The sequence below is a fragment of the Acinetobacter sp. NIPH 817 genome, assembly GCF_000368405.1.
Classification (GTDB): Bacteria; Pseudomonadota; Gammaproteobacteria; order Pseudomonadales; family Moraxellaceae; genus Acinetobacter.
In genome coordinates, this window is sequence record NZ_KB849420.1 from 1,950,903 (window position 1) to 1,975,191 (window position 24,289).

Consider the following 24,289-nt stretch of genomic DNA (forward strand, 5'->3'; position numbering starts at 1 on the left):
AAGGGTTCAAATTATTAAGTACGATTTCTTCTCGCTGTCGTATTCTCAGTCAAAGACCGACTAATAGTTGAGTTTGGATTTGCGATTTGATCACTTACAAGCTTCGGTACCGTTCTTGGAAGCTGCTTATCCAGTTCATCTTTAACAATGATCCGGACAGTTTGCTCATCCAGTTGTTCGGCTTCAACTGTCGCCCCACTCACCTGATTAATCACTTCAATTTTGAAATTGATTATCGGAGAAGATGGCTCAATTGAAGGCATAATCTCAGCTTGAGGTCGAGCAGCTTGACCCATCGTGAAGTCTTGAACATCATCCAGATTTGAACGATCCTGAACTAAACCACTGGATGAGAAGTAGACCTTGCCATCATGGAATAAGTCAGAATTTGCCGAAGACGCCAACTTAGGTGTGTCTCTATTACCTTTATAGATAATCTGAGTATCTTGAACCGGTTGATTAAAGATGTCAGCTTGCTTTTGGCTTTCTATAAAGGCATTAGAACTCATCAATGCACGGCGCATGACACTATCTGCCGAGGCATTGTTATTGAGAAAAGCTTCAGGGTTTGCACTCTTACGCATTTTCTCAACTAAACCAACACCGCCCCAGCGTTTAATGTCTTCTTGGGACCAGACCACCTCTCCTTTGTGCACAATGCCTGCTGGAGTATGTTTAAGCCCATTTCCTGTATAGCCGCCATCAGAGAAGCCGGCTATAGTTTGTCCAGCGATTAGACCAACATTCGCCATCCCCATCCCAAGCACAAGGTTGGCTGCTGTTGATTTGCTAATTACATCCAAATACCACGGACTTGCTAGAATCTGGTTATACGCCTGTAACGCGCTAATTGTGGCTGAGCCAATTGCGAATGCTTGCTGTGCTATATACATGCCCTTGTATATACCAGATTGCTCGCCCGCTGCATTTTTAACAATTCCAGTCATATTTGACCAGTAGCCACTAAGCTGACTTGTTAAGCTACCAAGTTGCCCCAATTGGGTTTCAAAAAGTGAGCTATTCAGGTCCCGTTCATCTTGAGCATATTTTTCATCCAGTGCTTTTCTGGATTGTAAATATTGCTCTCGCGCTGCCAATAATTGCGAGTTCCTCTGTTCCTCATCAGCAATTAGATTAATACCATTAATTTGGTCTATATATGTATTTAATAGCCCTCCTGCATCAGTTGAATACCGATTTTGCAAATCCCATTGAGCATACTCTCGCGGGTCATTTTGTTGAAATACTTGTTGTGAAGCATTAAAACCGCTCTGAAAAACCTTATCTGATGCGCTATCTAAAGTCTGAAATTGCCCCATATTATTAGCGCTAAGCAACCCAGCTTTTAGTTTGGCATCTCTAACTTTTTCAATCTCTTTTAACTCGGCTTGATACCGCCTTACTGCTAGCTCAGTCTCGCCCATGTATGAGCTTTTCGCCTCAAGTAACTGTTTTTCACGAGCCAACTCTATAAGCTCAAGTTCTTGCTGCTTTTGCAATTCCAGGCCATCTAAAGCAACCTTTCTTTGATCTTCAGAGAGTTTGCCTTCAGCAACTAATCGCAAAGAATTGGTTTCATATGTGTAATCAAGCTTTTGTTCTTCAGTCCACTTATAACCATTTACTTCAAAATCAAATTGCTTCTGAGCTAACTTTTCTTCAGCATCAAAACGCTCATTAATTTTTGGGATTAAATTTGATTGACCTAAAATGGTTGCTTTGTTGATTTCCTCCTCTCGTCTTTTGCTTCTAGCAACTGTTTCTGAGTCATATGTTGCCTGTAGCTGTTTAACTTCCTCAAGAGTTTTAGCGCGTGCCTTATATGCTTCATCTTCGAACTTCGAAAGATCGCCGATTGCTTTTGAGGCTGCTTCGGGGTTATCTCCTAAAATTTTACTAAGCTGATTATAGTAAGAGTCTTGTTTGGCTAAATGCTGTGAAGCTTTAGCTTTGCCAAGCTTTTTCCCGTCATAGTCCCAGCCAACAAGATTTTTGGCAACGATTCTCTCTAAACTTCGATAGTCTAAATCGTCATTAAGAAGAGCTGCTTTAGATTTACTATAACTTTTATCGGTCATCGCCTCTTGCACAGCGTGTTTAGCCATTGCATCTAATGCATCTTGAGTTTGCTGGATTTTACCGTTTTTATCCAAGACTCCTTGCCCTTGTAAAGACTGCATTAATTTAGTTGAGCGACTTTTTTGCCATGATAAAAATCCAGTATTTGTATAACCATTATTTTCATCCTTATGGCTACCAAACATTGCCTCATTTCTAAAATCAGTCTCTCGTCCAACTTGAGCTGTCATTACACGAGCTTGTTTATCGCCTAAACCTGCATTTCGAAATGCCAGATACACTCGTAGCATATTTCTCACTCGCTCATCATTTCCAGCAAGTAGAACAGCTTGTTTGGCAGACTCTTTGGTTTGTTTTTCAACCTCTTTTGTTTGCTTTCTGCTAGATTCGGTAATACTTTCTTGTAAGTCCTTGGCTTCCTTCTGCTTCTTATACCAAGCCTCAAAAATTGCAGCTTCCTGACTAGTTAAACTTCTAGTCATCGGAATTTTATTGTCGGTATAAAACTCTGATGCCGCACGCGCCTTATCAAGACCCTTTTCGCCACCACCAAATGCCTTAGTGTTTTTTATAAGAAAATCATTTTTCAGAATATCTTTGTTGGCGTTGTCTCGTAACTTATTTAACTTTTCTTGTGCAGCGACTTGGTTATTTAATTCATTTGTTTCTCCTTGTTGAGCACCAAGTACAGTTTGATGTTGTTTTAGGTACTCATTACGTAAGTCGTTTTGTTTCTTCAGCTCAGCATTAGCCTGATTCAACGCAATTTTAGACTGATCCGTTTTAGTAGCATAATCCTGTAACCCCTTGATATTTTCAGCAGGAACTTTGGCAGTACTGTTGAACTTGTCCACAGCATCAGTTGCTGAAATTTGATTTAAAGAATATGCCTGGATTACCTTATTCAACGATTTAACTTGTTCTTCGCTACCACCATTTAACCGAATGAATTCCACTTGTGCTCGTAATGAATCAAGCATTTGTGTTTTCATGTCAGTGAAATTTTGAGTAGCAACTTTTGTTAAGTTGGTTTGAATAGTTAATTGCTTAATTGATTCGGCCGTTACCTCAACATGTTGTCCAGAAGTAGCATTTAAGAGTTTTAGAGCAGTATTACCCTGCTCAATCTTATTTTTTGATTCTGCTACTGCACTAGAGAACTCAATAAGTTTATCAATTTGAGTCTGACTAAAACGACCAGATGAAATCATCTTTTTTAAGAGATCACCTGCATCGCTTGCACCTGTAGCAATAGACTTAATGGCATTTTGATAATCTTCATAATCACTGCCAGATAATTTAAATAATTCCTTTTGGATATAAGCAAAACGTTTGATAGCTCCACTAGCATCATCAATTGCATCATTTTGCTGCTCAATCTCTTTGCGTAACCGCACACCCTCTGTTAATGCTTGCACAGTATTTAACTTTATGTACTTATCTGTTAAATCACTAACCGAGTCAGATTGTGTTGCAAGAGACTCTTTGACTTCATCCGAACTGCTGCTTAGTAAATAGAAAGATGCGGCTGTTGCTGCAATTGCTAAACCCATTGGGCTAAAAATCGCCATAAGCGCTGACTTTGCCAAAGCTAAACGACTTGTAGCAACAGATTGCGCTGTTAAGGCTGCTGATAATCTTGCAGATGATGCTGATTGAGCTGTTTCTGCGGCAGCAACCTCTAACGCAACTTGAGCTTGTAATCGTCCTAGCTGAGCCATTCGTGTGATGGTAGCCGTGCGACCTTGTTCAGTGATTTGGGCTTTTAAACGAACTTTTTCGAGTTCTATTTCTGCCATGATCTGAGCATGAGTAGCTTTGATGTTCGTTAGTGTCACCTGCGTACTTTGTGCTTCGGCAAGCGCAGATTCCACTTCAGCTTTTGCTGCTGCAATATTTGCATTACGTTCAGCAATTGTGGCAAACACTTGTTTGGTTGACGCAGCAATACTCGCTTGTACAGCAACCGTTTTTGTTAAAACGGCTTTTGTCATTAAGCCAATACCTATGGCAAATGCACTGTCTGCAATTAAATTCAAATTATTTGCTAATAACTGAATCGATCCTGATAAAGCCTGTGCTGCTCCGCTTCCTTTACCAGCCTCTCCTACAAATTTAGTAATTTCATTATTAAGTAGAGTTAATGATTGACCAATTGTAATGTCAGTTTTAGCAAAAAGAGCATCAACTTCATCTTGGACATTTTTAAGCGCTTTAACGATTTCTTGTGAAGTAATTTTTCCTTCAGCCGCAACTGAACGCAACTCTCCTACGGTGATCCCCATGCCTTGAGCAATAGCCTTTGCTAGAGCTGGTGTTTGTTCCATAACTGAGTTGAGTTCTTCACCACGTAATGTACCGCTTGCCAAAGCCTGCCCAAATTGTACTAAAGCTGCATCAGCTGCTTCTGCACTTGCACCACTAATTGCTACAGCTTTAGAAACTGTTTCAGTTAAACGTGCTGTGTCATCCATTGTGAGATTTAGCGTTTTAGCATTATCACTAAAACGCTGGTAGACCTGTAGAACAGAATCCCAAGCTGAATAGGTTTTTTGAGCAATTCGGAAAGTGTCTTCCGTTGCTTTATTTAGTTCAACTTGATTGTTAGTGACTAACTTAAGGCGATTTTGTAATCCAGTATATGTATCCATCTTTGAAATGGCTGAACCTACTGTTAATAAACCAGCCATGTGTCCAGCAAGTTGACGCGTAGCGACAGACAAACCATCCATAGACTTCGTGGCAAAGTCTCCCTTGCGCTCAATGCTATCTAATTCATTGCCTAGATTACGCGCATTTCGCTCTGCATTTTTTGCATCAATTACAATGACGAGACGTGATTCTTGTGCCATTTTTTACTTTCCTCTAGGCAATAAAAAACCGACCATTTATAGGTCGGTTTTAGGCTTTAATCGCTGCAATGATTTCTGGTAATTTCCAGATTAGGATTGGTATGGAAATTATGAATGATGACTTACATGCATCCCACCAATTATATTTTTCTTTCATCGAATGACCTCAATCAATTTGGCAGTTGCATTAAGTATGTTTGAAAACTGCCAAATCAAAATGCCAAGCAAAACAGATCCTGTTACTTTCCAGTAGCCATGTTCTTTCATAATTACCTCTACTTTTTGCACAATTACTGCTATAATTTCAGGCATAGATTGTATTTCTCCTTAATCTTGCTCCGGTTAAGTTGTAAAAAACCCCGATGTTGACGCATCGGGGTTTTGTTTTTGGTATTAAAAAAGCACCCTAGGGTGCTTTTTTAATACCAAGAAAATTATAATTTTGAAGCATCTGCACTTGCTTTACTATTAGGGTAGTAACTCACACTAACCTGAGCAAATGAAATACTTGCAATTGCAATTCGGCTTAACTCAATAGTAGTGCTATTAGTTTTCCAAGTTACAGTCTTTTCATCACTAAACTGAGGTTTTCCATATTTTTGACTAAGCAACTTATTTAATGAGGCAAATTGCAGATTAATAATTCCAGCACTCTCTTTTTCATTGCTAGTAATTATTGTCTCTATTAGATGATCTGAATTATCAAAAATAAAATTAACCGTATATTTACTTTTATCAATTTCTAGATCTTCTATCTGCACCTTACTTAAACCAGAGTCATATTTCTTTGGTTTAATAATTTGCGCCTTACCTTTTTCAGCCTTGACCACCTGTTCGGGATTCATTCCCCACTGAGTATTGCTGTAACCAAGCCCTTTAGCTAAAGCTATTACAGGAAATAAAACCAATGCCAATAATAAAATAAGTTTTTTCATATTAATCACTACAATTTAATACTTAATAAAATAAGAACACCCATGCCCTGAGTGCTCATGTTAATTACCAATTATTATCGACTTGTTGCTTAACCACATCAGTCTTATATTGTTGAACTACTTCTTTAAGTTTTGCATCAATTCGTTGCTGATGCTCAAGAATCAATATTGGTCTTTCTTGTCCAATATTATTAATTCCACCCTGAACATACGTTAATGAGGTTGCAGTTATGTCCGATATAAATACGCGAGCCTTATTGTCTTTTGTGTCTATTTGAATAGTAAAATTAACCTTGTCTTTGCCGAAAGCACCACAATCAATAAACCCACTGCAAGGAAAAGGAATATTTCCTTTGCCAATAATACGTCCTGACGCCTTATCTTGATATTGAATTACATTGTTTGCTGACTTAAACGACCTAGCAATCCAAACTTTTGATTGTTCAAATAATTGATCTTTAGTTTTACCACCAACATCAACAACTTCAACTATATCTGTCATAGGTTTATCTGTAGGTGTTGGCATTGATACGCACCCTACCAAGCCGAATCCAAGAAATCCCGCCATTAAAACCTTTTTCATAATGTAATCCATTTGTTATAAAGTGTACTAACTTTAACAAACTGATCATTAAATGTCACATAAAGCAAAACCACCCGAAGGTGGTTTATTCACTAAAGATATCTTTATGCATTAATATCGTTTGCCTATTTTGCTTTTGTCTTTGCTGTCTAGCTTCATGGAGACTTTCATTAAATCCATTTCGCTCATAAAACTTAAGAACTTTTTCCTCATTTACAGCATCTAAAGTCAAAAATCTTATAGCCATATGTTGACCATACACTAGGCCTTCAATTAATTCCAAAATAAGCCTACCATACCCCTTGCCAGCAAAAGCTTTCTGAATAGCAAGTTTTGTAATCTTTACTGCAGGGAAATAAGTTACTTTAAATTCCCCATTTAAAGATAATTCATCAATTTCTGTTTGAGTGAGCACAATTTTATCAGCTGACAAGCTAAAATAGCCAATCAGTACATCGTTATGAAATACCAAAGTAGTTCGGGTTAAACCATAATTATGATAATCAAAAGCATCTTCAATCAAGAACGTATTGAGCTCTTCACGCTCACAACAAAAATCTTGATAAAGATGCTTTTCTACTGAATCTAAATTTCGTAACTCGACCTCAGAAATATTAATCTCTGTGGACAAATTGAAACCTCATAATTAATTTTTAAATGCGTTTTTTGCTATTTGAGCAAGCTGCTCAAGGCGTGATTTACGAGCTGGCGTAATTTTTTTCTGAGCTTCTTGAAGAATTTTTTGAGATGAATCAACACCAAAAGTTGGTGTTACCAACATTGCTGGAGCTTTCATAATAATTTCCAAAATAGAATAAGATAATCAGTTAAATAAAATTAACATTAATAGTAATCGTGCGATTCAACAATATTTCGTACGATATAATTTACTATTGAAAATATAATATTTCTTAATGACATTTATGTCAACTAGAAATTACATTCTTAAACACCTAGCCTTGAAATTTAAAATATTAAAATTCAACAACTTAACAAACTTGCTATTAAGGATTTTAGAAATACTATGCTAAAAGTGCGGTATATAGTTTATTTCTTAAAATATCCCGCACTTGATTAAGCTTTAAGGAATAAAGCTTTAAAACATTTTATTTTTTTGCCTTAAACTTCTTATGGCACTCATCCAGAAACAGGTTATCCAAAGCAAAAATACAGTCATTAAAAATATGAGCAGCCACAGGCAAATCATTATGCTCAGCATAGACATTGATTGCATGCTGGTCTAATGATAACGGGATGCTCTGCTCGTACCGTCTGGATCTGCATATAGTGCTAAATGCCGAAAGAATGGAATCAGCCACATAAGAATATTCTGGCGGATCAGGAATACGACCACCTAAGAACTTGATTTGTTCGATTTCGTGCGGCGTTTTTGACGCATAGGTCTTTTGGTACTTATAGAGCTCGATGACTTTCCCAGAATTAAAGCCTTGTCCTTGTCTGCGTCTTCCTGAATCTTCTGGGCCTGTTCTTTAATGAATAGCCAGATTGAAATACCAATATCACCAAGATTAAGAAGCTTTGAGGCATTCTCAGGGGTATATGGCTTTTCGGTCTCAACAGTTTTACCATCCACGATTTCGGCAAATACCACACCTTTCCAGTCTTCAATTAAGTGGGCAGCACATGCATCCATTAACAATTCGTGATAAAGCTTGGCATTTTCATCTTTGACCATCACATCATAGCCTTTAGACGAGATCTGGTTACCTGCTCGTTCAATCGCTACCTGAAAAGGCTTATATGCGATACCACGGACTTTGAATTCAGCCTGTGCCTCTCCATCAGCACCTTTGTATTCGCACCATTTTGATACGTCCGAGCTTTTAATAATTCCGACTTTTAAAGCCATAGCAACCTCTAATTTTTAGAAATAAAAAAGCCCATGGGATTCCATAGGCTTTGTTACTGAATAAGTTGATTACACAAGAGCGCGTACAATTGTTGGCGCTGTACGAACTTGGGCAAAGTTGATATCTACAGTAATGATGTCATCACCACCACCATCCGGGTGATTGGCTTCCATGACTTCCAATTGCGGGAAGTTGAACGAATATTTACTTCCTTTGCTGTCTCTGATGTCGAAGGTCAGTGTAAACACATCACGGGTTTTGATTGCATCAATCCAACCAGCAGCTGTGGCCGAGAACATGAATGAAGCATTCGCTTCGATATCCATCATCTTCTCTAAATAAAACTCTGGAGTGTATTTACCAGATCCAATACAACGGATTGCTTCAAGGTTATTGTTAATAGAAATGGTCAAAGACTGTAGACATGCTTTGCCTTGAATTGACTGGCCGTTTACAAGCAAGTTTTCCACGTTTGGCATACTCACCAGCGGACGAGTTGAGGCTGCCACCGGATTCACTACAGGGTTAGTTTGCTGACGAGTAAACGAGCTACCTACAAGACCAAAGTTACCAGTAATTTTTCCAGTGGTCTGGATAGTAATTTCACCAGAATTAACCTGTACTCCACGATAAATAAAGACTTGGCCAACATCTTCGAAAACTTTAACCAGCGTTAATGACTTACGTACCGTACCACCAAAACTTAAAGCGTTACCCGCCCAATTATTGAAGGCTAAAGCACTTAGGAATAGATCAAATGTTCCAAGTGATAATTCAAACTCTAACTGACCTGCTACTTCTGCTTCAGTAACTACCCCACCTTGGCGAAAACGTGAATCAACCACTTCACTGCTTTCTTCAGTAGAAACATTTTCAGATAAACCATCACTTACACGGCGAACTGTGTACCAGATCGGGTTTGCTGGAGTTGTTCCTAAAACTGCTTCTTCACAAGCATATAATCGAATTTTTGCGCCTGAACTCATTTATGGTTCTCCAAAATTTAGGCAATAAAAAACCCGCTTTTTAAGCGGATTATTAAAGTGTTTCGTCTGTGTCTGAGATTTCTGGCGGTTCTACCCCAGCCATTGCAGCAGCTACAGCCTCGGATAAGTTTGTAGGTTGGAAATCAAAAGGTGTTTCAGTTGTAGGTGGCTCAGGCTCTGGTTCAGGTTCTTCATGCAAGCGAATATCAATCCAGCGACCTTCTGGAATATCTATAGGTAATTCCAAGTCTGCAACAACTGCAGCAAGTTCAAAATCAAACTTACGTTTATAAGTCTTAATAGATAGATCACCGTTTTCCAATGTGTCATACACCACAGCTACGATCGTGTTTCCATTTGCGTCTTTGGGTACTTCGATGTACCAACCTTCTTGGGCAAAGCCTAAAGAGCCTTTAAGTAAATAATCGCCTACATCAACTTTCTTAAATTCAATCGGCTGTTTTTCTGCATCACTATTGAGTTCGATATGGTCGTTAAACAACTTAACTACTGGTGAGGCTGATTTTAAGAATCCGTTTGCATCAACTGATGTATTGAAGCTGGTCTTTAAATGCCCCCATGCTGACCATGCATCAGATCCAGCACCATATCGATATGACATTTGGTGCCCTTGCACACCTTTGAAGAATTGCCATGAATAAGTACCGATTGAATCATTGGCGTGATAGCCCATCAATGTCCCATAACGCATAGGCATATAGAGAGAGTTTGCTGTACTCCCGCCTTGCCAGTCACCATGTGAAATGTTGGCAAATCTATTAAGCCCTAAAACAGACACCCAATCGGAAACAAGTGTCTTATTAAAAAGCGAAGCAACCGCATTTGCTGAATATCCCAATGCACCAGCATCACCCAGACCTAATGCAACTTTCGCACTAATTGCGGAGTTTGCACCCGTTCCCCCTTGTGCTATTGAAAGTGGAGTAGTTAAACCTTTCATTTCAGTAATGTCAGTATTCACCCCTTTTTCAGCAGCTCCTAGATTTGATCGAGCTTCTGCTGCAGTGATTGCCCCTGTACCACCTTGAGAGATTGCTGCAGTTCCTTGAACTTGTGAAAAGTTAGGGCTTAAATTGGGAATGCCAGAAGCGAATGGCAGCATGAATTGCCGCTTCCCCTGAGCAGAATTCAACTGGAACGGTCGATGGTCCCAATTAAATTTAAATACAAGATTTGCCATTATGCTGTTACTCCGTCAATCACTTGGAAAGTCAAAGTTTCGGTGTGTTGAGTGTTGCCGCTTACTACCGCTTTAATATCCATTTGGCACAAACCAACGGGCCAAGCAGCTGTGCTTGCTCCAGATTTCACATTAAGCCAACCCTTTTGTGTGCTCTGGCTTAATGCTGCACAAGTCAATGTAGCTACCACTGCTCCATCCGCCAACGATTTAACTTGCGATGTGAATGTGTAGCCTGTTAGATCAATTGCACGGCGAACATCATCGGGTGGATATTGCAAAGTTTCATCCATATCAACTAGCTGAAGATTTAAGTTGAAAGTGTCACCACGCTTAAAAACAAAATTGCTCATAAGTGATTCCTATAGACATAAAAAAACCACCGATGAGGTGGTAGTGAATAAGACATAAAATACCTCTCAAAATGGAGGTCTCATAATTCAAATTAGTTAATATCTAGGTTTATATCTCTTGTTTCCTCCACTCGTAATACAGTAGTGCCCACCTCTAGGACCCACGCAATAATCCACCACAGCACATGAACAATCACTATCGTAGTAGGTTTTTTTCTGTTTTCTTTCAGAATGATGAGGATGAGATTTTAAGGCCTGATAATTATTTGACGTGGTTGATCGAGACTTTTGTTTAAAGCAACCATCCGTTTCACATAATAGCTTTGTTGATAACCACTGAGGTGATGAGGAATTTAAGGAAATACGTGCCCAGTTTCCTTTCGTCTCATAAATATCAACTTTTTCTCCACGTCCTAACTTGCCTACTACGTGACCGTTTGGTTTATCTCTAATATTTAAAGAATTAGTGTTAATATATTTTGATTCGATAACTTCCTCTACTGCACTCTGTGCATTTTCTGAATCTGAAGTTTGTTTTGGAGAGTTATCATTGCCTGAACCAAAAATCCCTAAAGCTACTAATCCTGCGGCACCCCAGCCTAAAGTTGATTTTTTCATGTTTTACCATTTGTTATAAATTTCTATTACTGTAACAGAATGTAATCACAAATAATAATATGCTGAGGTCATTAAAAATAATCGCCTTGCAGAAGCTTTTTCTTGAACTCAAAGCTCATTATCTAAATCGACACTTACTCCAGTAACAACGTTATGTTTAGGCCCTCCGAGACTAACAACATTAGCCAAGCGTATATTCACATCAGAAACACATAGCTTGTTTTCAGATTGCCATTTGCTCAACTCAACAGACATAACATCTTCAAGATGTCTTTCCAGTTCTTGCCGTTTAATTTCGATTTCTTCTAAAGTCAGCATACATGACATATCAATTCACCTTGTACCCAATGGTCACATTATACTGAATGAAATCAGCATCTTGGCCGACAAAAATTGATTGTCCTTGCAAACATTCTAGATGATCGATTGAGTAATATTCAAAATGGGCAAGCAAAGCATCACTCAGTTTTGTGATTTCCATTATTCCTGAATTGGGACGAGCAAAGCATTGGACCATAATATTACCGGTACGGCGTGTACAAGGATTATCAGCAATGCCTGAAATAAAACTTGGACCGCCCGCAATCGTTAAGCGACACCACAAACCTTCCTTTGGAACCTTAAAGCCTGGTAAATTTGGATACTGGATTCTATCCTGGGAAATACTAGTAAAGCTTTGCATACGTTCGGCAATTGCTTGCCTCGCCTGCTCTAAAGTCATTGCCATATTAGCCGCCATACTTCTGAGAAATAAAGTTAAATGTGAGGCCATAAATACCTTGTGGTGCTTGATCAGACCAACCGTTTTCTAAACGCGGTCCATAAGCTTTATTGTTCTGGATATAGACCAAATTACCCAATTTAATCTTTACAGCTTGAATAGCGGCATCCTGCACGGCGTTTGTTTCAGGTCCACGCACGCCGAAATCAGCAGATCCAATCGAAACAATATGTGAAGCACGGTATGCACCAGTATCGACTGGACTTAAATTAACTAAAGATTGCACAGTATCCATAACAATATTCTTTACATGCGCTTCTGCTGCTTTAGACACATCAAGACTAAAACTAGTCGGCTTTTTCCCCTTCCATCCCATGACTTACCTCACTAGCTTCGAACATTTCAAATAGGTCTTGAGCGATTGCCTGAATTGAATAAGCTTCAAATTCCACACTGGGCTCTCGCTCACCCATTCGCCGTTTTACTATTTGCCAGATATGAACAGCTTCATGTAAAAGCAATCCATAAACTTGAATTCGGTCTTTATCCGCCGTATCACCAATTTGGACGATTGCATATGCACCATCAGAAAAAGTACTAACTTGCGCATCCGCTCCCATATCCAAAAATTGATCGGCCTTATCCATATCTTCAAATAACAAATCCATGTGTAGTTGATTTCGAGCAAGCGTGTACTGCACATGTTGGAAAGGAGAGATATACCATTCAGGAACATAATCAGGATTAACCATGGTTTAACCTATTAACTAGGTAAAGGCGTTTCAGTCGCTTCTCTACCATCAAATGAGTTATGAATAAAAATGCCATCCTCATATTTGGGATGGCATTCGCAGTGAAATAATGAATGTGGCTTTAGATCATCATCAGGCAGCACCTGAATGCTGTCATAAAACTCATATACAGCCCACGTCATATTTACTCCAATAAAAAACCCACCTAAGTGGGCCTGTATTTACTTAATTCTGTGCTCGTCAGCGAGCTTTTCTATCTGGGGTTTAACTTCTTCACTATATAATGTATAAGTTTCCACAGCTTTAAAGTAGCGATCACTGACCATTTGTTCTTGATAAATTAAACCGGGCAAACTTTCCCGATTATTTGGATCAACCTTAGATTTTTCCAAATCCCTACAAGTTTGTAAAAGAGCTAGTATTTTGTATAGTAAATTAAGTTGTTTTTGGTGCATCTTATAGCAAACATTATGAAATTCATTATTTGTAAAATTTTTTCCCGATTCTTTTAAGTCGTCACTGTGTTTATATATTCTTGGTAATAAGTCTTCTACTCTTTTCTCATACTCCGTAAGTTCTTCAACTGTAAGGCCACGTTCGTAATAGCTTGTTATATAATCTTGTATATCCTCTACAACATTCGTTATGTTCTTTGCTTCTTTAAGTAATTGTATAATGTCTCTTTCATTCCGAATTAAACTATGCTGCTCACTCCAATGGCTAAACAAAACAAAAGCCACTACAGAAGTAAGAAATGTAGCTGCAAGAGTCAAACCATCTTTTAAAACTTCATATGATTTCACTAAGTCGAACTCATAATGATTTAAGGGATATTTACTTAAAAGTAAAAAGGCTAAAAACAAATAAGCTGAAAATGCCAAGATGAAAAACACACCGATCTTTCGTATTTTCTTTTCTAGTTTAGTCTTAAACATATCCCCTCCTCATTTTATGGGCACATTAGATCAAGTTATTAAACCTTCCTCAACTGACATTTCCATATTGTGCTAGCTGGATCTTGCTGAATATGAATTACCCGGAATGAGCCTAAGGCTGTTAACCACTCATCATCAATCTTTGGCTCTTTGGTAACTTCATTCTGAAGCACTGTAGCCTTTTTATCCGTGGCCAGTACTCCAAGCGTCTGAATCTCATATTGACTGTAAGAACCAAACAGAACACCACGGCCGGAATAGTTTTCTTTAACTTCAACATATGTTTCAGTTTTAGTATCCCAATTCGTTTTAGAGATCCGTTCACAAGTAAATGAATGAACGGCGTCCGCTAAATCATCATTAAATGCTTCAGCAATATCTGCCTGAATTTCGTCACGTAAACTCATTAGATTTTCCTGACAAAAAATACAGCTTTTCGTTTGCTGTAAGGCTTAATCAAATCAAGAATGAATTGCTCAATCGCACTAAGCTTTACTGATCCGTCCTGATATTCCTTTTCAGTTTCAACCGTATCAGCTTTGACTTTCTTACGTTTTAGTGCCTGTTCCTGCCCTTGATATAGATCACCTTTCATAATGCCCTTGATTATTTGATATGAGGCAGTTTTTAGAGGTTCAGGAACTTGGGTAACGTCTTCATAAGGCTTAACGTTACGTGCTAATAGATAAGCTTCTGACATCTGAAGGTATTGAGCCTTATCACTAGCAGATAAAGCATCAAAGCCTTCAACATGTTCTATCGCTTCTTGTTCAGTGATAAAGCTCATGGTTTATTCCTTTGGAATTAATGCTAAAAGTTCTTCTTTTTTAGCGCCTGCTTCAAATGCAATGCCTTTTTCAGTCAAGACCGCACGCAACTCATCTACTTTGAGGCCTGCATAGTTAATCGGCTGTGTTTGATCTTCACCTGGCTTTTTATCTTCTTCAGGCTTCTGACCAGCATTCCCTGATTCAAGTTCAGCAATACGTTCTTTCATTGCTTCAGGATCATTTTGAAAGGAATTGAATTCGCCGTGTAAAGTTGCAAGCTGCTCTTCAAGCTGGGTTACTTTTGCTTCAGTCATTTGACGTTCTCTCATGCGGTTAAATGCGGATAGGCCCATTTATGGATCTCCAAAAAGTTAAGGCGGGTAACCCCGCCTTGTCATTATTTGATCTTGTGCTTGAATGCCACAATACGGATCTGTTTAGGATCGTAAACACGTTCCCAGTTTGCAGCTGTTGCTAGACCAGCGTTATTAGGAGCAATACCTGTATCGCCTGCCCACTTAATGCCGCGAGGATGTAGCACAAAGTGACGGCGGTTAATAAGAATGTCAGTACCCGCTAAACTGTCTCGGTCAGTCTCTACACCAACTGGTGCGCCAATATCTTGGAAACCAATCGCCCCTTGGCCAAACAAGTAAGAAGTAAAGACATCGCCTTCAACTGGCATGCCATCATCTACAATCACACGGCGATCCATAAAGGTTTTGTAGAGAACCACACCATCAGCATCTCGAACAGTTTCGATTAAGCCTTGCTTGGCTAGTGCAGCCATTGTGAATGAGTGCATTGAGATCGCTGTTAATTTATCGACAGCATCACCTAGTTTATAAGATGCATCGATAAATGAATGACCATCAATTACGGCTGCTGCTCCAGTTCCAGCCGAAATATCATGGGTATTACCTGCCATGCTGGCCGCCCCGAATACACCTTTAAGGGTGTTTACGGTAAAACCTTGAAACTCACGCGACCAGTAATCTGCCACCAGATCACCAACCGCACCAAGTGGATCGTCACCAGATAATGCTTTAGCCAAATCATTAGCGCCCCATGCTTTACCACGTGCATGAAGAATCGCAATGTCCTTGCCTGAAGTGATGTTATTTACAGATAAAGGTTTTGAATCTGAAAGTACTTCTGACTCACCGCTTAAATCATTCCAGAAAGGAATATTTACTGTAGTACCGCCTTCTGTACCAAAAGCAACTTTTTCATCTAGCTCCCCAACAATGCCTGACTGCCATAATGCAGACTTTTCGGCAGTTTTATTTAATACGTACGGAGTGAATAACTCGGGTACGATTACATCAGCAATTTTTGTGTCGCCCATTAGGCTTTACTCCTTAAAGTTTAATACCGTGTTTTGCCGCTAGCTCTTTAGCTAGTTGCGGATTTTCATTTCGTAATTGCGCCAATTTGGTCATATTTACCGAGCCATCGGCTTTGAGAATGTCTGGCTGACCTTTTGAATTGTTGCTACCAGGTGCGCCCATGCCATTAGGTTTAGGCCAGTAATACGGTTTTTGCTCGCGTAGAGATTCAACCCATTCTTTTGGGGTCATCGGTGTCTGACCGTCTTTACCAATGACCACATCCCCGTTTTCATCAACTGCCACAGCTTTGCCGTTTTCATCTAATGCAAACTTTGTCTGAGCTAAAAAGGCGATATCAGGGGTCGCTTCTGGCAGTGCTTCAAGTTCAATAGCAGCCTGAACAATTTGGCTTTGCACTACTGATTTCTTGAATTTCTCGGCATAAGCTTCAGCTTTATCTGCCCGTTCTTTCTCTGCCTTAAGAACCTTGTCATGCTCTTCACGCATCTTCTCAGTGCGTTTCTGAATAACTTCTTCAATCTTGCCTTCTGCAATAAGTTTGGATTCTTCATCCTGATTTGATTTATCAAGCAGGACCTTGATTGCATCCAGATCTAAACCCTCAACCTTTGATTTCAATGAACCTAGTTCATCTTTCAACTCTTTTTTATCTTTGATAAGTTCAGCGTTCTTATCTTTAAGACCTTTAACAGCTTCATCAACGGCGTCTTGAATAGCTGCTTTAATTTCAGGATTTTCCAAATCAACTTTGATTTCGTCTGGCATTTAAAAATCTCCTAGAGATACCGCTTAGCGGGTTTAATTGTTGAACCCTCTGCTTAGCTTCAGGCATTAAAAAAGCGCCCATTAGGACGCTTCATTTCTATAAATGATTATTTACTTAAAGCTTGGCGTACAAATGCATCTTTTGCTTCAAGTAGCTTTCTTAATCCTGTGGATTTTTCAGGCCCGTCAGGAAGTTGCTCATCCATTTGCCGAGCTAAATCACCAATTGGCTTACTAACTTGCTGCAAATGTTCAGGTAAATGTTCATATTGGAAATATTGGATAATAGGGCTTGGCATTTTCTTCTCGCAAAAAAAGCACCCGAAGGTGCTATGGTTAAAAATTAAGTTCTATTTGATGAGTGCAATTGCTTTTAATCTTTCAAAAGTAAAACCATAAATTGCCATGGCTTGAAACCTTAATTTGAAGAAATGGCACCAGAATTCATTTTGTGCTCAGAATATATTGAGCATCTGACATATTGATTTGCTTTTCAGGCATTTGTAGTACCTTTCGCTACGTTTCCTTTGCACCCCAAACCTTTTGTCTAGGTTCATCACCAACTAAGCGGATGCCTTGAGGACCACCTACATCAAATGTTGCCGTGATAGTCGCTGGACCCTCAAAAACACTACAATTCATTTTTACAGCGGTTAATCCAGCTAATGGAATACCTGTTTCCTCGTCACAAAGAGCAAGATGAGAAGATTTATCTGAAACTCTTTTAAGTACCAAATGTCTAACTTTTGATTCACTCATAAGCCAAACTCCATAAATGACAAAAGCGCCATTTGGGCGCTTATATAGGTGAAAATTGTGTCTTAAGTGAGTTTAGAATTACCTGTAATCGGCAATAATTACTCACAGTTAAATCCAGTTCCAACAAGGTCTTTTTTCAAATTTGAAACGAGATTTTGTTGTTCCTGCTGTTGTCCACTAAGATAATTTTTATCTAGAGTCTCTGCACCATCAATAGATTTATAAAGCTCTTTAGATTCCTCTAAATTGTCTTTTAAAAACGTGGTGAGGTTTAGTTTCGCCTGGGCAGCTCTACATAAATTATTTTTAGCTTCTAAACCTTGAGTAGCCTGTTTTACTTGACCAGTTGCAGGATCAAAAGAATATGCATTTGCCATTGCTGACTCCAAAGCTTCAGACAATCGATCATATTCTTTAAGATATTTTTGACTTGGTTCAGCTAAACAAGTGATGGAAATTAGGGTTAGACATACAAAAGCTATTGTTTTCATATTGTATAAATTCTGATGTTTTAAAAAATATAACATAAGAAAAATTACAGACCCAACTTTTTAAAAGCTTTTTCATCCAACTTTCTCAAATCATCTAAGCTATAGAAACGGCCTTCAGGATCAAAGAACTTATCAAAATCAAATTTCCCATCTTTATAGAGCTTAAAGCGCTTTGGCCCTAGCCACTCCCTTTGAAAGAAATCATCTGTTTTCTTAAAGAACTCTTTGAATGTGGTGTTTGCATCTAACTGTCCTATTAACTGGCTTCGCTCTTCTTTGGGGATGTCTTTAACTCTACGTTCGTCCATTACAAATGGCCGTTCACCGATAAGTTGACCATCTTTTTTAACTGGTACTAGTTCGCTGCGACAATTAGGATGCAACGGCGGTACACGTTTTGCCGGATCATCAATCCTCCAGACAGTACCGTCTAAATGAGCACAAAGCTTAGATGTTCTTCCATCCAATACACTAATAAAACGAACATACTCAAAACCTAACTGTTTGAAAGTATCTAAATACGTTTGATTAGCAACATGACTACGAACTGTTCTTACGGTACGTTCAATATCCGTCTTAGAGCTACTTAAAAGCCCATCCTCATAATTAAGGCGCTTGGTGCCGCGAATACGCTGAACTATTTCCTGATTTGTTTTACCTGAGTTAATGCCATCCCGAATTGCATATTCAACTTTTTGGCGTGCAGTCTCAGCAATCTTGGAAAGAAGATCATCAACTAATGCTCCACCTACTAAGGGTACTTTTTTAGCTGCTGCATATACCTTTTCACCATTTGGCTTTTCGATCTTGCCTCCATATAGCTTCGCCGTGTAATTAGCTTCATAAACTGCCAAGGCAGTAGCAGAAACAGCGAAAGCTTCAGGTAATGCAGTGTTTATTGCAGTAAACCACTGGGAGATTAGATCACGAACTTCCTTCAGATTTGACGTTGTGTACTGTCCACTTGCTAGAGCCATCTTTTCAGAATCATTTAATTCATCAAGCAAATCCCGAAGCTTTGCCAACATTAATATTGACTCATCATTAAAGATTTTTAGTAGCTCATTAACAGATTGAGAAGACACCCGATATAAGTACGCCTGATGTTGGGTAAGTACTTCAATCAATGATTTATCTTCTTTTGAAGCCATACATCACCTCTACAAAGGAGTGTTATCTCGCTCTATTTCTACCCGCTTCACTTCTTCCTGATAGTCGTGAGCTGGTAATTTACCTGTCATTAGGTATTCCCAATATGTGCGGAAAGAGTTTTTCCCTGAAATAGCACCCTCATAAAGCTGTTTTGCAAGATTAATATCCGTGACCTGCACAATAAACTCAGGTTCAACCGTAAATGAATATTTTGTCGAATCCAGCTTTAACCACTGCGCTGCATACTTAATGGCTTGTTCAATTGCTGCAGCTGCACACATCACGATACTGTGAAGACTTGCCTGCTGGTCATCCTGACGTGCACGGCGTGCCTCACCTGATTCTTGTGTATTGGTATCAACTACTTTAGCCCCAGCTTCTAATGCTGAATTCTTTTGCGCATCCATTTCCTTTTTAGTGAGTTCAATGCCGTTACCTGAAATTTCCAAATAACCACATTGTGAATTTAGAGGAAGACTCCAGACAGCCATAACACCAGTAACGCTAATATCATCATCATCGTCATCATCAAGGCCACTAATCCAAGGTTGCGGATGGGCCGTATGGTGAAGAGACTGGTAATAATCTGCACTGAGCTGGTAATACTTCAGAGCAGCCTTGGCCATTGTCAAAAGCGGTATGGTACCTACATCCGGAGAATTACTAGTGGCACCGCAGAAAACAAATGGTGTGAAAGAAAGTTGATTACCGCCGAGATCGGGAGTTTTATCCTCCACATTTGAACCATCGAACAATCGGACCGCTAATGCTCCATCATCCATAGATAGAACGCGGTGAACCGTTTTAGTTTCGTGCCCGAATTCATCTTCACTATTATCAAATTGCTCCTCGAGCACTAACAGTTTTAGATCTTTACGACCACCGATACTGTTTTCCTTCCAGTTGATAATAGATAACGCATCATATAAGGCGAAATATGGCACTCCGTTAGCATCAACATCGACAAGCAGCCCACAGCGCCCAAACTCTAGCAACTCTGAACAAATGCGAATAAAGAGCTGTTTAAGCCCAAAACCGTCATTTGTTGCATTCTCTATCAATCCTTTAAGTAGAGAACTTTCAATCACTATATTCGGCTCAAGCTTTGAAACTAACCCGATCATTGTGCGTAATGCGTCCTGAACCCATAGCGGATACTGAGCTCGACTTAGATAGGCCTTATAAATCTCTCCAGTCGTATCACCTTGCTTTTCAGCCTCAATCATTCCGGCCGATTTAGCTAGGTACTTTGTATGTGCCTGTTTGATCTGCTCTTCACCAGCAACGGCGTCACGCATAATCAACCAGCTTTTTTGTGCAGCAATATACTGCGGATGTTTATCAGTAACTGCCATAAAAACACCAATAAAAAAGCACCTAAAAAGGTGCGTTGTTTAAGACATCCCTCGAATCCTACGAACTCCAACGGATTTTTTGTCGATCGGGAATAAATAAGCGATTGGATATGTACCAGCATCATTCATATGGTCAAACCCGGCAGTTTTATCCGGTTGCCCATAATCATCATAGATTTGTCGCTCTAAGCATTTAGCAAAGTGAGGACATTTATCAACATTCACAAACAATCTGCGCTCAGACAATGTATTGCAGAGCATACCGTTCATAGAGTTAATACGATCTTTAACTGCTGGGTTTCTACTGTTCACATGGACTTTAAAACCAGCCTTTCTAAGTAACGCCAGATCCGTTTCACTAGCATTGCTCGACTTCCGGTTCTCACCAGAAGCATCGGGATAAACTGCAACCTCATGGTCAGGATATCGTTCTTGGATAGCCTCAATCATTGCCGGAGTATCGAACAGATTTACGAACTCATCGACCGCATGCATATGTTCACCACGGCGTATATACACAACAGCAGCCATCTTGGTAACGTTAAAGTCCATCCCAATATGAAGCACATCATTTGGCTTAACTGTTTCAGTTGATGCGTTCAGCAACCGGTTAAAACAGTAGTAGATAACGCCCTGATAGCTCTCAAAGCTTGCTTCATATTCCTGACTAAAAGTCTTAGGATCCATTTTGCGCTTAGCAACAATGATTTCAGACTCAGGAATATTTCCACCCTGAAGGGATGTATAGGAAAAGCTTTTACAATCTGGTTCATGACCGGGCTGACCATCCATGAATGTGTCATAACAATGGTTAAAGCCTTTAGGTGTGCCAATACGTAAAACATGGCCACCGACTCGCTGCTCGCCATTCACCATATACTTACAAGTAGAAAGCATCGGGCGAAGTACTTCTTCCCATGCAGCCCATTTACAGTCAGCCCATTCATCAATAATTAAGAAAAATAAACCAGATCCACGAAGGTCATCATAATTATCTAGACCTACAACACGGATGATATGCCCACTTCTTAAGGTAATTGAACATTCAGTTTCATTCGGCTTTCCAGCTCGCCAAGATGCCGGAATTGCCTGTTTTAATCGCTTCCAGAAAACCCGTTTAGCTTGCTTAAATGTAGGCGCGGCATACCAGATCTCATCCTCAACAGAAACATTCCATTTAGCCGCTAGTCTTGCGGCTCTTCGCATTTCCGCTTTGGCCAAGAATGTTTTACCGAAACGTCGGCCACAAACGGCATCACGAAACCGGGCTTCTTTTTGCCAGCCCCATAAATAAATATTGGCTTGCTTAGGAGTTAATTGAACTGAACCTTCTGGAGGATTAAAGAATTGGCTCATTTGGTATCTCCTCATCAGGATTCAGCACAAGCTTGTAATCCTCTTCAGGTGGACGATACTCAGGGGGATTCACTTCACGCTGTAACTTCTGAAGTTCAAGCTTTTTAATCTCAAGTTCTACTTCAGCTTTGGTTTGGTTCGCTTCAGGATTACCACCTTTATTATTTTGTTCCCCCTTCTTGTCATAAAACCCTTTCATGATCTTTTGTATTTGGTCCACGATCTTAATTGTCATGGTCACATTGTTTTTTTTAGCCCAAAGTAAATCACTTAAAATCTTCAACTGAACAATGTCATTTGCTCCACTAATTTTATTTAGTGGCTGACTCAAATACTCTTCCCGAGTTTTTTCAAAAAATTCTTTGAGCTCCTTACTTAAGTCTCTACCTGCAAACTTTGTAGGGTCATAAGACTCTACCTGCTGTCTCGAAACATCAATGTCAAATTCTTCCTTGACGAGACTTACTGTTTCTTGGGGGGTATTAAATACAGCAAGCGATTGTACAATAAAGAGTTTCTGCTTCTTGTTTAATGTCGCCATTTCTCTCTATCCGTCAAGGTACGTCAAGGAAACATGGCAAAAAAAATGAGCCAGAAGGCTCAACTTATTAAACATGTCCCGCAGCACTTTGAAATATTCACATCTGATACAAACGGCGCTTGCTTCGCCACTTCAATTAGTCGCTTCACGCTTTCGTCCGCTCCCCATCTTTTAACTACGCCAACAAATTCTTCAACATCATGGCCTGCTAAATAGTGTTTAGGCAAACCAGTCATTTCACTGATTAACGGATCACCATCCTCATCACGTTCAACACCTATGTGATAAAGCTCATGCTCTATCAATGCACAGAAATCACGATCAGTCGCCTGATCGCAATAACTTGCATCAATTGTGATGAGGTACACAGGCACATAGCCAAACCAATCGCGCATTTGCTGCTCTTGACGAGCTTTTTTCCACCCGCCCTGATTAAACATAACTTTTTCACATTGGCCTAAAACCATACGCTTTTTAGCCATACAAGCCGATGATGCCCAAGCAAAAGCCAAGAACTCCTCATTGTCATGTATTAGTTCAGCAATATGGTCATGGTCAGGGTTATGCAAAGGGCCACCAATAGTTAAGTAATTAGCAACAACCCATTTTTTTAGATCTGGTGCCGGTGTTAGTCTAATTGCTTCTTCTTCATCTGCTTGATCAATAAAATCAGTCGGTGGAAATGGTCTTATTTGCTCCATCTTCAATTCTCGCTAATTCACTTTTTATCCAGTTGATGACATATCCCGACAAAATAGAATCTGGATGAAAGCGCTCTATTTTATAACCCATCTCTTCAGCTTGATCATATCGATCAAGACTCCATGCTTTATTTGCCAGCTTTCCACCACGTCCACCAGACCAAGGCCCACCCTCTATTTCAATGAGCAAACGCAATTTCACAATATGAAAATCAAAGCGCCAGTGTTTGGTATGGATCGGTTGAAACTTCTGTTCAAATCCAATCGCCAAATCCTCAAGCTCTTCCTTAAGTGTTGCCTCAGCCTCGAGATATTTTTGCTTCGCCTTAGGCAATGGCCGGCTTTTAGGTTTAGTTTTAGGTTCTTTTTTTCGTGTAAGCCAAAAGTATTCTGTAGAATCCATTATTCTCACCCATAAAAAAAACCGCCCTTAGGCGGTGGCTAAACTCACAGGCAATATAGTATTACTTCTTAAAAGTTGACTTATAAAGCTTTGAATTAAAGTAATCCGTAATTTCTTTACCTTCGGTTTGAATTTTTTCCTCATTTAAGGGTAAAAAATCTAATTCAAATTTCAAGCTCATATACTCTGGAATAAACTTCTTTATAGGCGGAGGTGGTTTAGGTCCACCTTCTGTAATTTTTTCGATAAATCCAGCTAACCATAAAATATACTCACCTTCTGAATTATGAGGAGGAATCAAACTCACATCTATTTTTACTTTACATTCATCTAATGGTCTACTGAACAATTCAACAAAATCAATAAAATTATATTTTAATTTAAATTCTGTTCCCTCAATTTCTCTGCGTATACATGTCATAAGTAAGTTCATATTTTCAATACAGTCATTTGAAAATAATTCCTCATCTTTAATTTTGTTATAAATATTTTCCGCAAACATGAGATACTGTGGCATTTCAGCAGCTCCTCATTTTTATAAAGTATTTTTTCTTAAGGTAGTCCTATTATAACAATGTTGCAACAAGAAATTTTCCATTTTTAGTTTAAGAAAATTTTAAAAATTATAAAAACGATTATATTCAATAAATTAGTACGAATAAAAGCTATGGAAGTTTGATCTTTCTATTGAGCTTTAAAATGGATTATTGTGTTTAAATCATCAATTTAAAAAGCTTGCCTAGTAGGCAAGCTCCCCC

At 39.2% G+C, this 24,289-nt stretch carries 32 protein-coding genes; all 32 read right to left on the reverse strand.

Annotated features, from left to right (window positions below):
• Positions 1–14: 14 nt before the first annotated feature.
• Complete coding sequence (locus tag F968_RS12840) at positions 15–4,931, reverse strand: tape measure protein (protein WP_004793703.1); 4,917 nt, start codon at positions 4,929–4,931, stop codon at positions 15–17.
• Between the two features lie 153 nt (positions 4,932–5,084).
• Positions 5,085–5,243, reverse strand: a complete 159-nt coding sequence (locus F968_RS20385; RefSeq protein WP_004793704.1) for a hypothetical protein — start codon at positions 5,241–5,243, stop codon at positions 5,085–5,087.
• 122 nt (positions 5,244–5,365) lie between these two features.
• Entirely contained in the window at positions 5,366–5,866 is a 501-nt protein-coding gene (locus F968_RS12845; RefSeq protein ID WP_004793705.1) for a hypothetical protein, read from the reverse strand.
• A gap of 64 nt (positions 5,867–5,930) precedes the next feature.
• On the reverse strand, positions 5,931–6,449 hold the full coding sequence (locus F968_RS12850; protein ID WP_004793706.1) for a DUF4468 domain-containing protein: 519 nt from the start codon (positions 6,447–6,449) through the stop codon (positions 5,931–5,933).
• An 85-nt stretch (positions 6,450–6,534) separates the two neighbouring features.
• Complete coding sequence (locus tag F968_RS12855) at positions 6,535–7,080, reverse strand: GNAT family N-acetyltransferase (protein WP_000102495.1); 546 nt, start codon at positions 7,078–7,080, stop codon at positions 6,535–6,537.
• Between the two features lie 15 nt (positions 7,081–7,095).
• Positions 7,096–7,245: a hypothetical protein gene (locus F968_RS20390; RefSeq protein ID WP_002036269.1), complete on the reverse strand. Its 150-nt coding sequence runs from the start codon at positions 7,243–7,245 to the stop codon at positions 7,096–7,098.
• 558 nt (positions 7,246–7,803) lie between these two features.
• A complete protein-coding gene (locus tag F968_RS12860) occupies positions 7,804–8,319 on the reverse strand; it encodes a hypothetical protein (RefSeq protein WP_004793707.1) in 516 nt (171 codons plus the stop codon).
• 69 nt (positions 8,320–8,388) lie between these two features.
• Entirely contained in the window at positions 8,389–9,306 is a 918-nt protein-coding gene (locus F968_RS12865; protein ID WP_000094250.1) for a phage tail tube protein, read from the reverse strand.
• 52 nt (positions 9,307–9,358) lie between these two features.
• Positions 9,359–10,507: a phage tail fiber protein gene (locus F968_RS12870; RefSeq protein ID WP_004793709.1), complete on the reverse strand. Its 1,149-nt coding sequence runs from the start codon at positions 10,505–10,507 to the stop codon at positions 9,359–9,361.
• Positions 10,507–10,860, reverse strand: coding sequence for a hypothetical protein (locus F968_RS12875; protein ID WP_004793710.1), 354 nt, complete (start codon positions 10,858–10,860; stop codon positions 10,507–10,509). Before F968_RS12875 ends, F968_RS12870 begins: the two co-directional genes overlap by 1 nt.
• A gap of 96 nt (positions 10,861–10,956) precedes the next feature.
• Entirely contained in the window at positions 10,957–11,478 is a 522-nt protein-coding gene (locus F968_RS12880) for an SH3 domain-containing protein (RefSeq protein ID WP_000749906.1), read from the reverse strand.
• Positions 11,479–11,586: 108 nt separating this feature from the next.
• The gene (locus tag F968_RS12885) at positions 11,587–11,805 is read right to left on the reverse strand and encodes a hypothetical protein (RefSeq protein ID WP_001277696.1); all 219 of its coding nucleotides are present in this window, start codon (positions 11,803–11,805) and stop codon (positions 11,587–11,589) included.
• A gap of 1 nt (position 11,806) precedes the next feature.
• On the reverse strand, positions 11,807–12,205 hold the full coding sequence (locus tag F968_RS12890) for a phage tail terminator-like protein (RefSeq protein ID WP_001251837.1): 399 nt from the start codon (positions 12,203–12,205) through the stop codon (positions 11,807–11,809).
• Position 12,206: 1 nt separating this feature from the next.
• On the reverse strand, positions 12,207–12,575 hold the full coding sequence (locus F968_RS12895; protein WP_004793715.1) for a hypothetical protein: 369 nt from the start codon (positions 12,573–12,575) through the stop codon (positions 12,207–12,209).
• Positions 12,547–12,951, reverse strand: a complete 405-nt coding sequence (locus F968_RS12900) for a hypothetical protein (protein WP_004793717.1) — start codon at positions 12,949–12,951, stop codon at positions 12,547–12,549. Before F968_RS12900 ends, F968_RS12895 begins: the two co-directional genes overlap by 29 nt.
• Before the next feature lie 11 nt (positions 12,952–12,962).
• On the reverse strand, positions 12,963–13,133 hold the full coding sequence (locus tag F968_RS20395; RefSeq protein ID WP_004793719.1) for a hypothetical protein: 171 nt from the start codon (positions 13,131–13,133) through the stop codon (positions 12,963–12,965).
• Between the two features lie 39 nt (positions 13,134–13,172).
• The gene (locus tag F968_RS19455) at positions 13,173–13,886 is read right to left on the reverse strand and encodes a hypothetical protein (protein WP_004793720.1); all 714 of its coding nucleotides are present in this window, start codon (positions 13,884–13,886) and stop codon (positions 13,173–13,175) included.
• A 38-nt stretch (positions 13,887–13,924) separates the two neighbouring features.
• On the reverse strand, positions 13,925–14,293 hold the full coding sequence (locus tag F968_RS12910; protein WP_004793722.1) for a hypothetical protein: 369 nt from the start codon (positions 14,291–14,293) through the stop codon (positions 13,925–13,927).
• Complete coding sequence (locus F968_RS12915) at positions 14,293–14,673, reverse strand: hypothetical protein (protein WP_004793724.1); 381 nt, start codon at positions 14,671–14,673, stop codon at positions 14,293–14,295. Before F968_RS12915 ends, F968_RS12910 begins: the two co-directional genes overlap by 1 nt.
• 3 nt (positions 14,674–14,676) lie before the next feature.
• A complete protein-coding gene (locus F968_RS12920) occupies positions 14,677–15,009 on the reverse strand; it encodes a HeH/LEM domain-containing protein (RefSeq protein ID WP_004793727.1) in 333 nt (110 codons plus the stop codon).
• A gap of 44 nt (positions 15,010–15,053) precedes the next feature.
• Positions 15,054–16,004, reverse strand: coding sequence for a major capsid protein (locus F968_RS12925; RefSeq protein ID WP_004793730.1), 951 nt, complete (start codon positions 16,002–16,004; stop codon positions 15,054–15,056).
• A 13-nt stretch (positions 16,005–16,017) separates the two neighbouring features.
• Positions 16,018–16,773, reverse strand: coding sequence for a hypothetical protein (locus tag F968_RS12930; protein ID WP_001112409.1), 756 nt, complete (start codon positions 16,771–16,773; stop codon positions 16,018–16,020).
• A gap of 107 nt (positions 16,774–16,880) precedes the next feature.
• Entirely contained in the window at positions 16,881–17,072 is a 192-nt protein-coding gene (locus F968_RS12935) for a hypothetical protein (protein WP_001139861.1), read from the reverse strand.
• A 217-nt stretch (positions 17,073–17,289) separates the two neighbouring features.
• On the reverse strand, positions 17,290–17,532 hold the full coding sequence (locus tag F968_RS12940) for a hypothetical protein (RefSeq protein ID WP_000004361.1): 243 nt from the start codon (positions 17,530–17,532) through the stop codon (positions 17,290–17,292).
• A 98-nt stretch (positions 17,533–17,630) separates the two neighbouring features.
• Positions 17,631–18,059 carry a hypothetical protein gene (locus tag F968_RS12945; protein ID WP_000965231.1) on the reverse strand — a complete coding sequence of 143 codons (429 nt, stop codon included), beginning with the start codon at positions 18,057–18,059 and terminating at the stop codon, positions 17,631–17,633.
• 8 nt (positions 18,060–18,067) lie between these two features.
• Complete coding sequence (locus F968_RS12950) at positions 18,068–19,174, reverse strand: minor capsid protein (protein WP_000146969.1); 1,107 nt, start codon at positions 19,172–19,174, stop codon at positions 18,068–18,070.
• 9 nt (positions 19,175–19,183) lie between these two features.
• Positions 19,184–20,530, reverse strand: coding sequence for a DUF4055 domain-containing protein (locus tag F968_RS12955; RefSeq protein WP_000301497.1), 1,347 nt, complete (start codon positions 20,528–20,530; stop codon positions 19,184–19,186).
• A gap of 39 nt (positions 20,531–20,569) precedes the next feature.
• Entirely contained in the window at positions 20,570–21,886 is a 1,317-nt protein-coding gene (locus tag F968_RS12960) for a phage terminase large subunit family protein (RefSeq protein WP_000077244.1), read from the reverse strand.
• A complete protein-coding gene (locus tag F968_RS12965; RefSeq protein ID WP_000212703.1) occupies positions 21,870–22,427 on the reverse strand; it encodes a DUF2280 domain-containing protein in 558 nt (185 codons plus the stop codon). The genes F968_RS12960 and F968_RS12965 overlap by 17 nt, the downstream gene beginning before the upstream one ends.
• A gap of 59 nt (positions 22,428–22,486) precedes the next feature.
• Entirely contained in the window at positions 22,487–23,128 is a 642-nt protein-coding gene (locus F968_RS12970) for a putative metallopeptidase (RefSeq protein WP_004793734.1), read from the reverse strand.
• Positions 23,097–23,531, reverse strand: a complete 435-nt coding sequence (locus F968_RS12975; RefSeq protein WP_004793736.1) for a hypothetical protein — start codon at positions 23,529–23,531, stop codon at positions 23,097–23,099. Before F968_RS12975 ends, F968_RS12970 begins: the two co-directional genes overlap by 32 nt.
• Before the next feature lie 61 nt (positions 23,532–23,592).
• On the reverse strand, positions 23,593–24,048 hold the full coding sequence (locus F968_RS12980; protein WP_004793738.1) for a hypothetical protein: 456 nt from the start codon (positions 24,046–24,048) through the stop codon (positions 23,593–23,595).
• Between the last annotated feature and the right edge of the window lie 241 nt (positions 24,049–24,289).

Coding starts and splice junctions, on each gene's coding strand:
- F968_RS12890 (WP_001251837.1), bottom strand. CDS start 12,205: ATGGCAATGACTTTAGAGCAGGCGAGGCAAGCAATTGCCGAACGTATG.
- F968_RS12910 (WP_004793722.1), bottom strand. CDS start 14,293: ATGAGTTTACGTGACGAAATTCAGGCAGATATTGCTGAAGCATTTAAT.
- F968_RS12950 (WP_000146969.1), bottom strand. CDS start 19,174: ATGGCTTCAAAAGAAGATAAATCATTGATTGAAGTACTTACCCAACAT.
- F968_RS12875 (WP_004793710.1), bottom strand. CDS start 10,860: ATGAGCAATTTTGTTTTTAAGCGTGGTGACACTTTCAACTTAAATCTT.
- F968_RS12850 (WP_004793706.1), bottom strand. CDS start 6,449: ATGAAAAAGGTTTTAATGGCGGGATTTCTTGGATTCGGCTTGGTAGGG.
- F968_RS12930 (WP_001112409.1), bottom strand. CDS start 16,773: ATGCCAGACGAAATCAAAGTTGATTTGGAAAATCCTGAAATTAAAGCA.
- F968_RS12915 (WP_004793724.1), bottom strand. CDS start 14,673: ATGAGCTTTATCACTGAACAAGAAGCGATAGAACATGTTGAAGGCTTT.
- F968_RS12940 (WP_000004361.1), bottom strand. CDS start 17,532: ATGAGTGAATCAAAAGTTAGACATTTGGTACTTAAAAGAGTTTCAGAT.
- F968_RS12865 (WP_000094250.1), bottom strand. CDS start 9,306: ATGAGTTCAGGCGCAAAAATTCGATTATATGCTTGTGAAGAAGCAGTT.
- F968_RS20385 (WP_004793704.1), bottom strand. CDS start 5,243: ATGCCTGAAATTATAGCAGTAATTGTGCAAAAAGTAGAGGTAATTATG.
- F968_RS12975 (WP_004793736.1), bottom strand. CDS start 23,531: ATGGATTCTACAGAATACTTTTGGCTTACACGAAAAAAAGAACCTAAA.
- F968_RS20390 (WP_002036269.1), bottom strand. CDS start 7,245: ATGAAAGCTCCAGCAATGTTGGTAACACCAACTTTTGGTGTTGATTCA.
- F968_RS12965 (WP_000212703.1), bottom strand. CDS start 22,427: ATGGCGACATTAAACAAGAAGCAGAAACTCTTTATTGTACAATCGCTT.
- F968_RS19455 (WP_004793720.1), bottom strand. CDS start 13,886: ATGTTTAAGACTAAACTAGAAAAGAAAATACGAAAGATCGGTGTGTTT.
- F968_RS12845 (WP_004793705.1), bottom strand. CDS start 5,866: ATGAAAAAACTTATTTTATTATTGGCATTGGTTTTATTTCCTGTAATA.
- F968_RS12980 (WP_004793738.1), bottom strand. CDS start 24,048: ATGCCACAGTATCTCATGTTTGCGGAAAATATTTATAACAAAATTAAA.
- F968_RS12935 (WP_001139861.1), bottom strand. CDS start 17,072: ATGCCAAGCCCTATTATCCAATATTTCCAATATGAACATTTACCTGAA.
- F968_RS12920 (WP_004793727.1), bottom strand. CDS start 15,009: ATGGGCCTATCCGCATTTAACCGCATGAGAGAACGTCAAATGACTGAA.
- F968_RS20395 (WP_004793719.1), bottom strand. CDS start 13,133: ATGACGTGGGCTGTATATGAGTTTTATGACAGCATTCAGGTGCTGCCT.
- F968_RS12880 (WP_000749906.1), bottom strand. CDS start 11,478: ATGAAAAAATCAACTTTAGGCTGGGGTGCCGCAGGATTAGTAGCTTTA.
- F968_RS12895 (WP_004793715.1), bottom strand. CDS start 12,575: ATGGGATGGAAGGGGAAAAAGCCGACTAGTTTTAGTCTTGATGTGTCT.
- F968_RS12860 (WP_004793707.1), bottom strand. CDS start 8,319: ATGGCTTTAAAAGTCGGAATTATTAAAAGCTCGGACGTATCAAAATGG.
- F968_RS12885 (WP_001277696.1), bottom strand. CDS start 11,805: ATGTCATGTATGCTGACTTTAGAAGAAATCGAAATTAAACGGCAAGAA.
- F968_RS12960 (WP_000077244.1), bottom strand. CDS start 21,886: ATGAGCCAATTCTTTAATCCTCCAGAAGGTTCAGTTCAATTAACTCCT.
- F968_RS12945 (WP_000965231.1), bottom strand. CDS start 18,059: ATGTTATATTTTTTAAAACATCAGAATTTATACAATATGAAAACAATA.
- F968_RS12840 (WP_004793703.1), bottom strand. CDS start 4,931: ATGGCACAAGAATCACGTCTCGTCATTGTAATTGATGCAAAAAATGCA.
- F968_RS12870 (WP_004793709.1), bottom strand. CDS start 10,507: ATGGCAAATCTTGTATTTAAATTTAATTGGGACCATCGACCGTTCCAG.
- F968_RS12970 (WP_004793734.1), bottom strand. CDS start 23,128: ATGGAGCAAATAAGACCATTTCCACCGACTGATTTTATTGATCAAGCA.
- F968_RS12900 (WP_004793717.1), bottom strand. CDS start 12,951: ATGGTTAATCCTGATTATGTTCCTGAATGGTATATCTCTCCTTTCCAA.
- F968_RS12925 (WP_004793730.1), bottom strand. CDS start 16,004: ATGGGCGACACAAAAATTGCTGATGTAATCGTACCCGAGTTATTCACT.
- F968_RS12955 (WP_000301497.1), bottom strand. CDS start 20,530: ATGGCAGTTACTGATAAACATCCGCAGTATATTGCTGCACAAAAAAGC.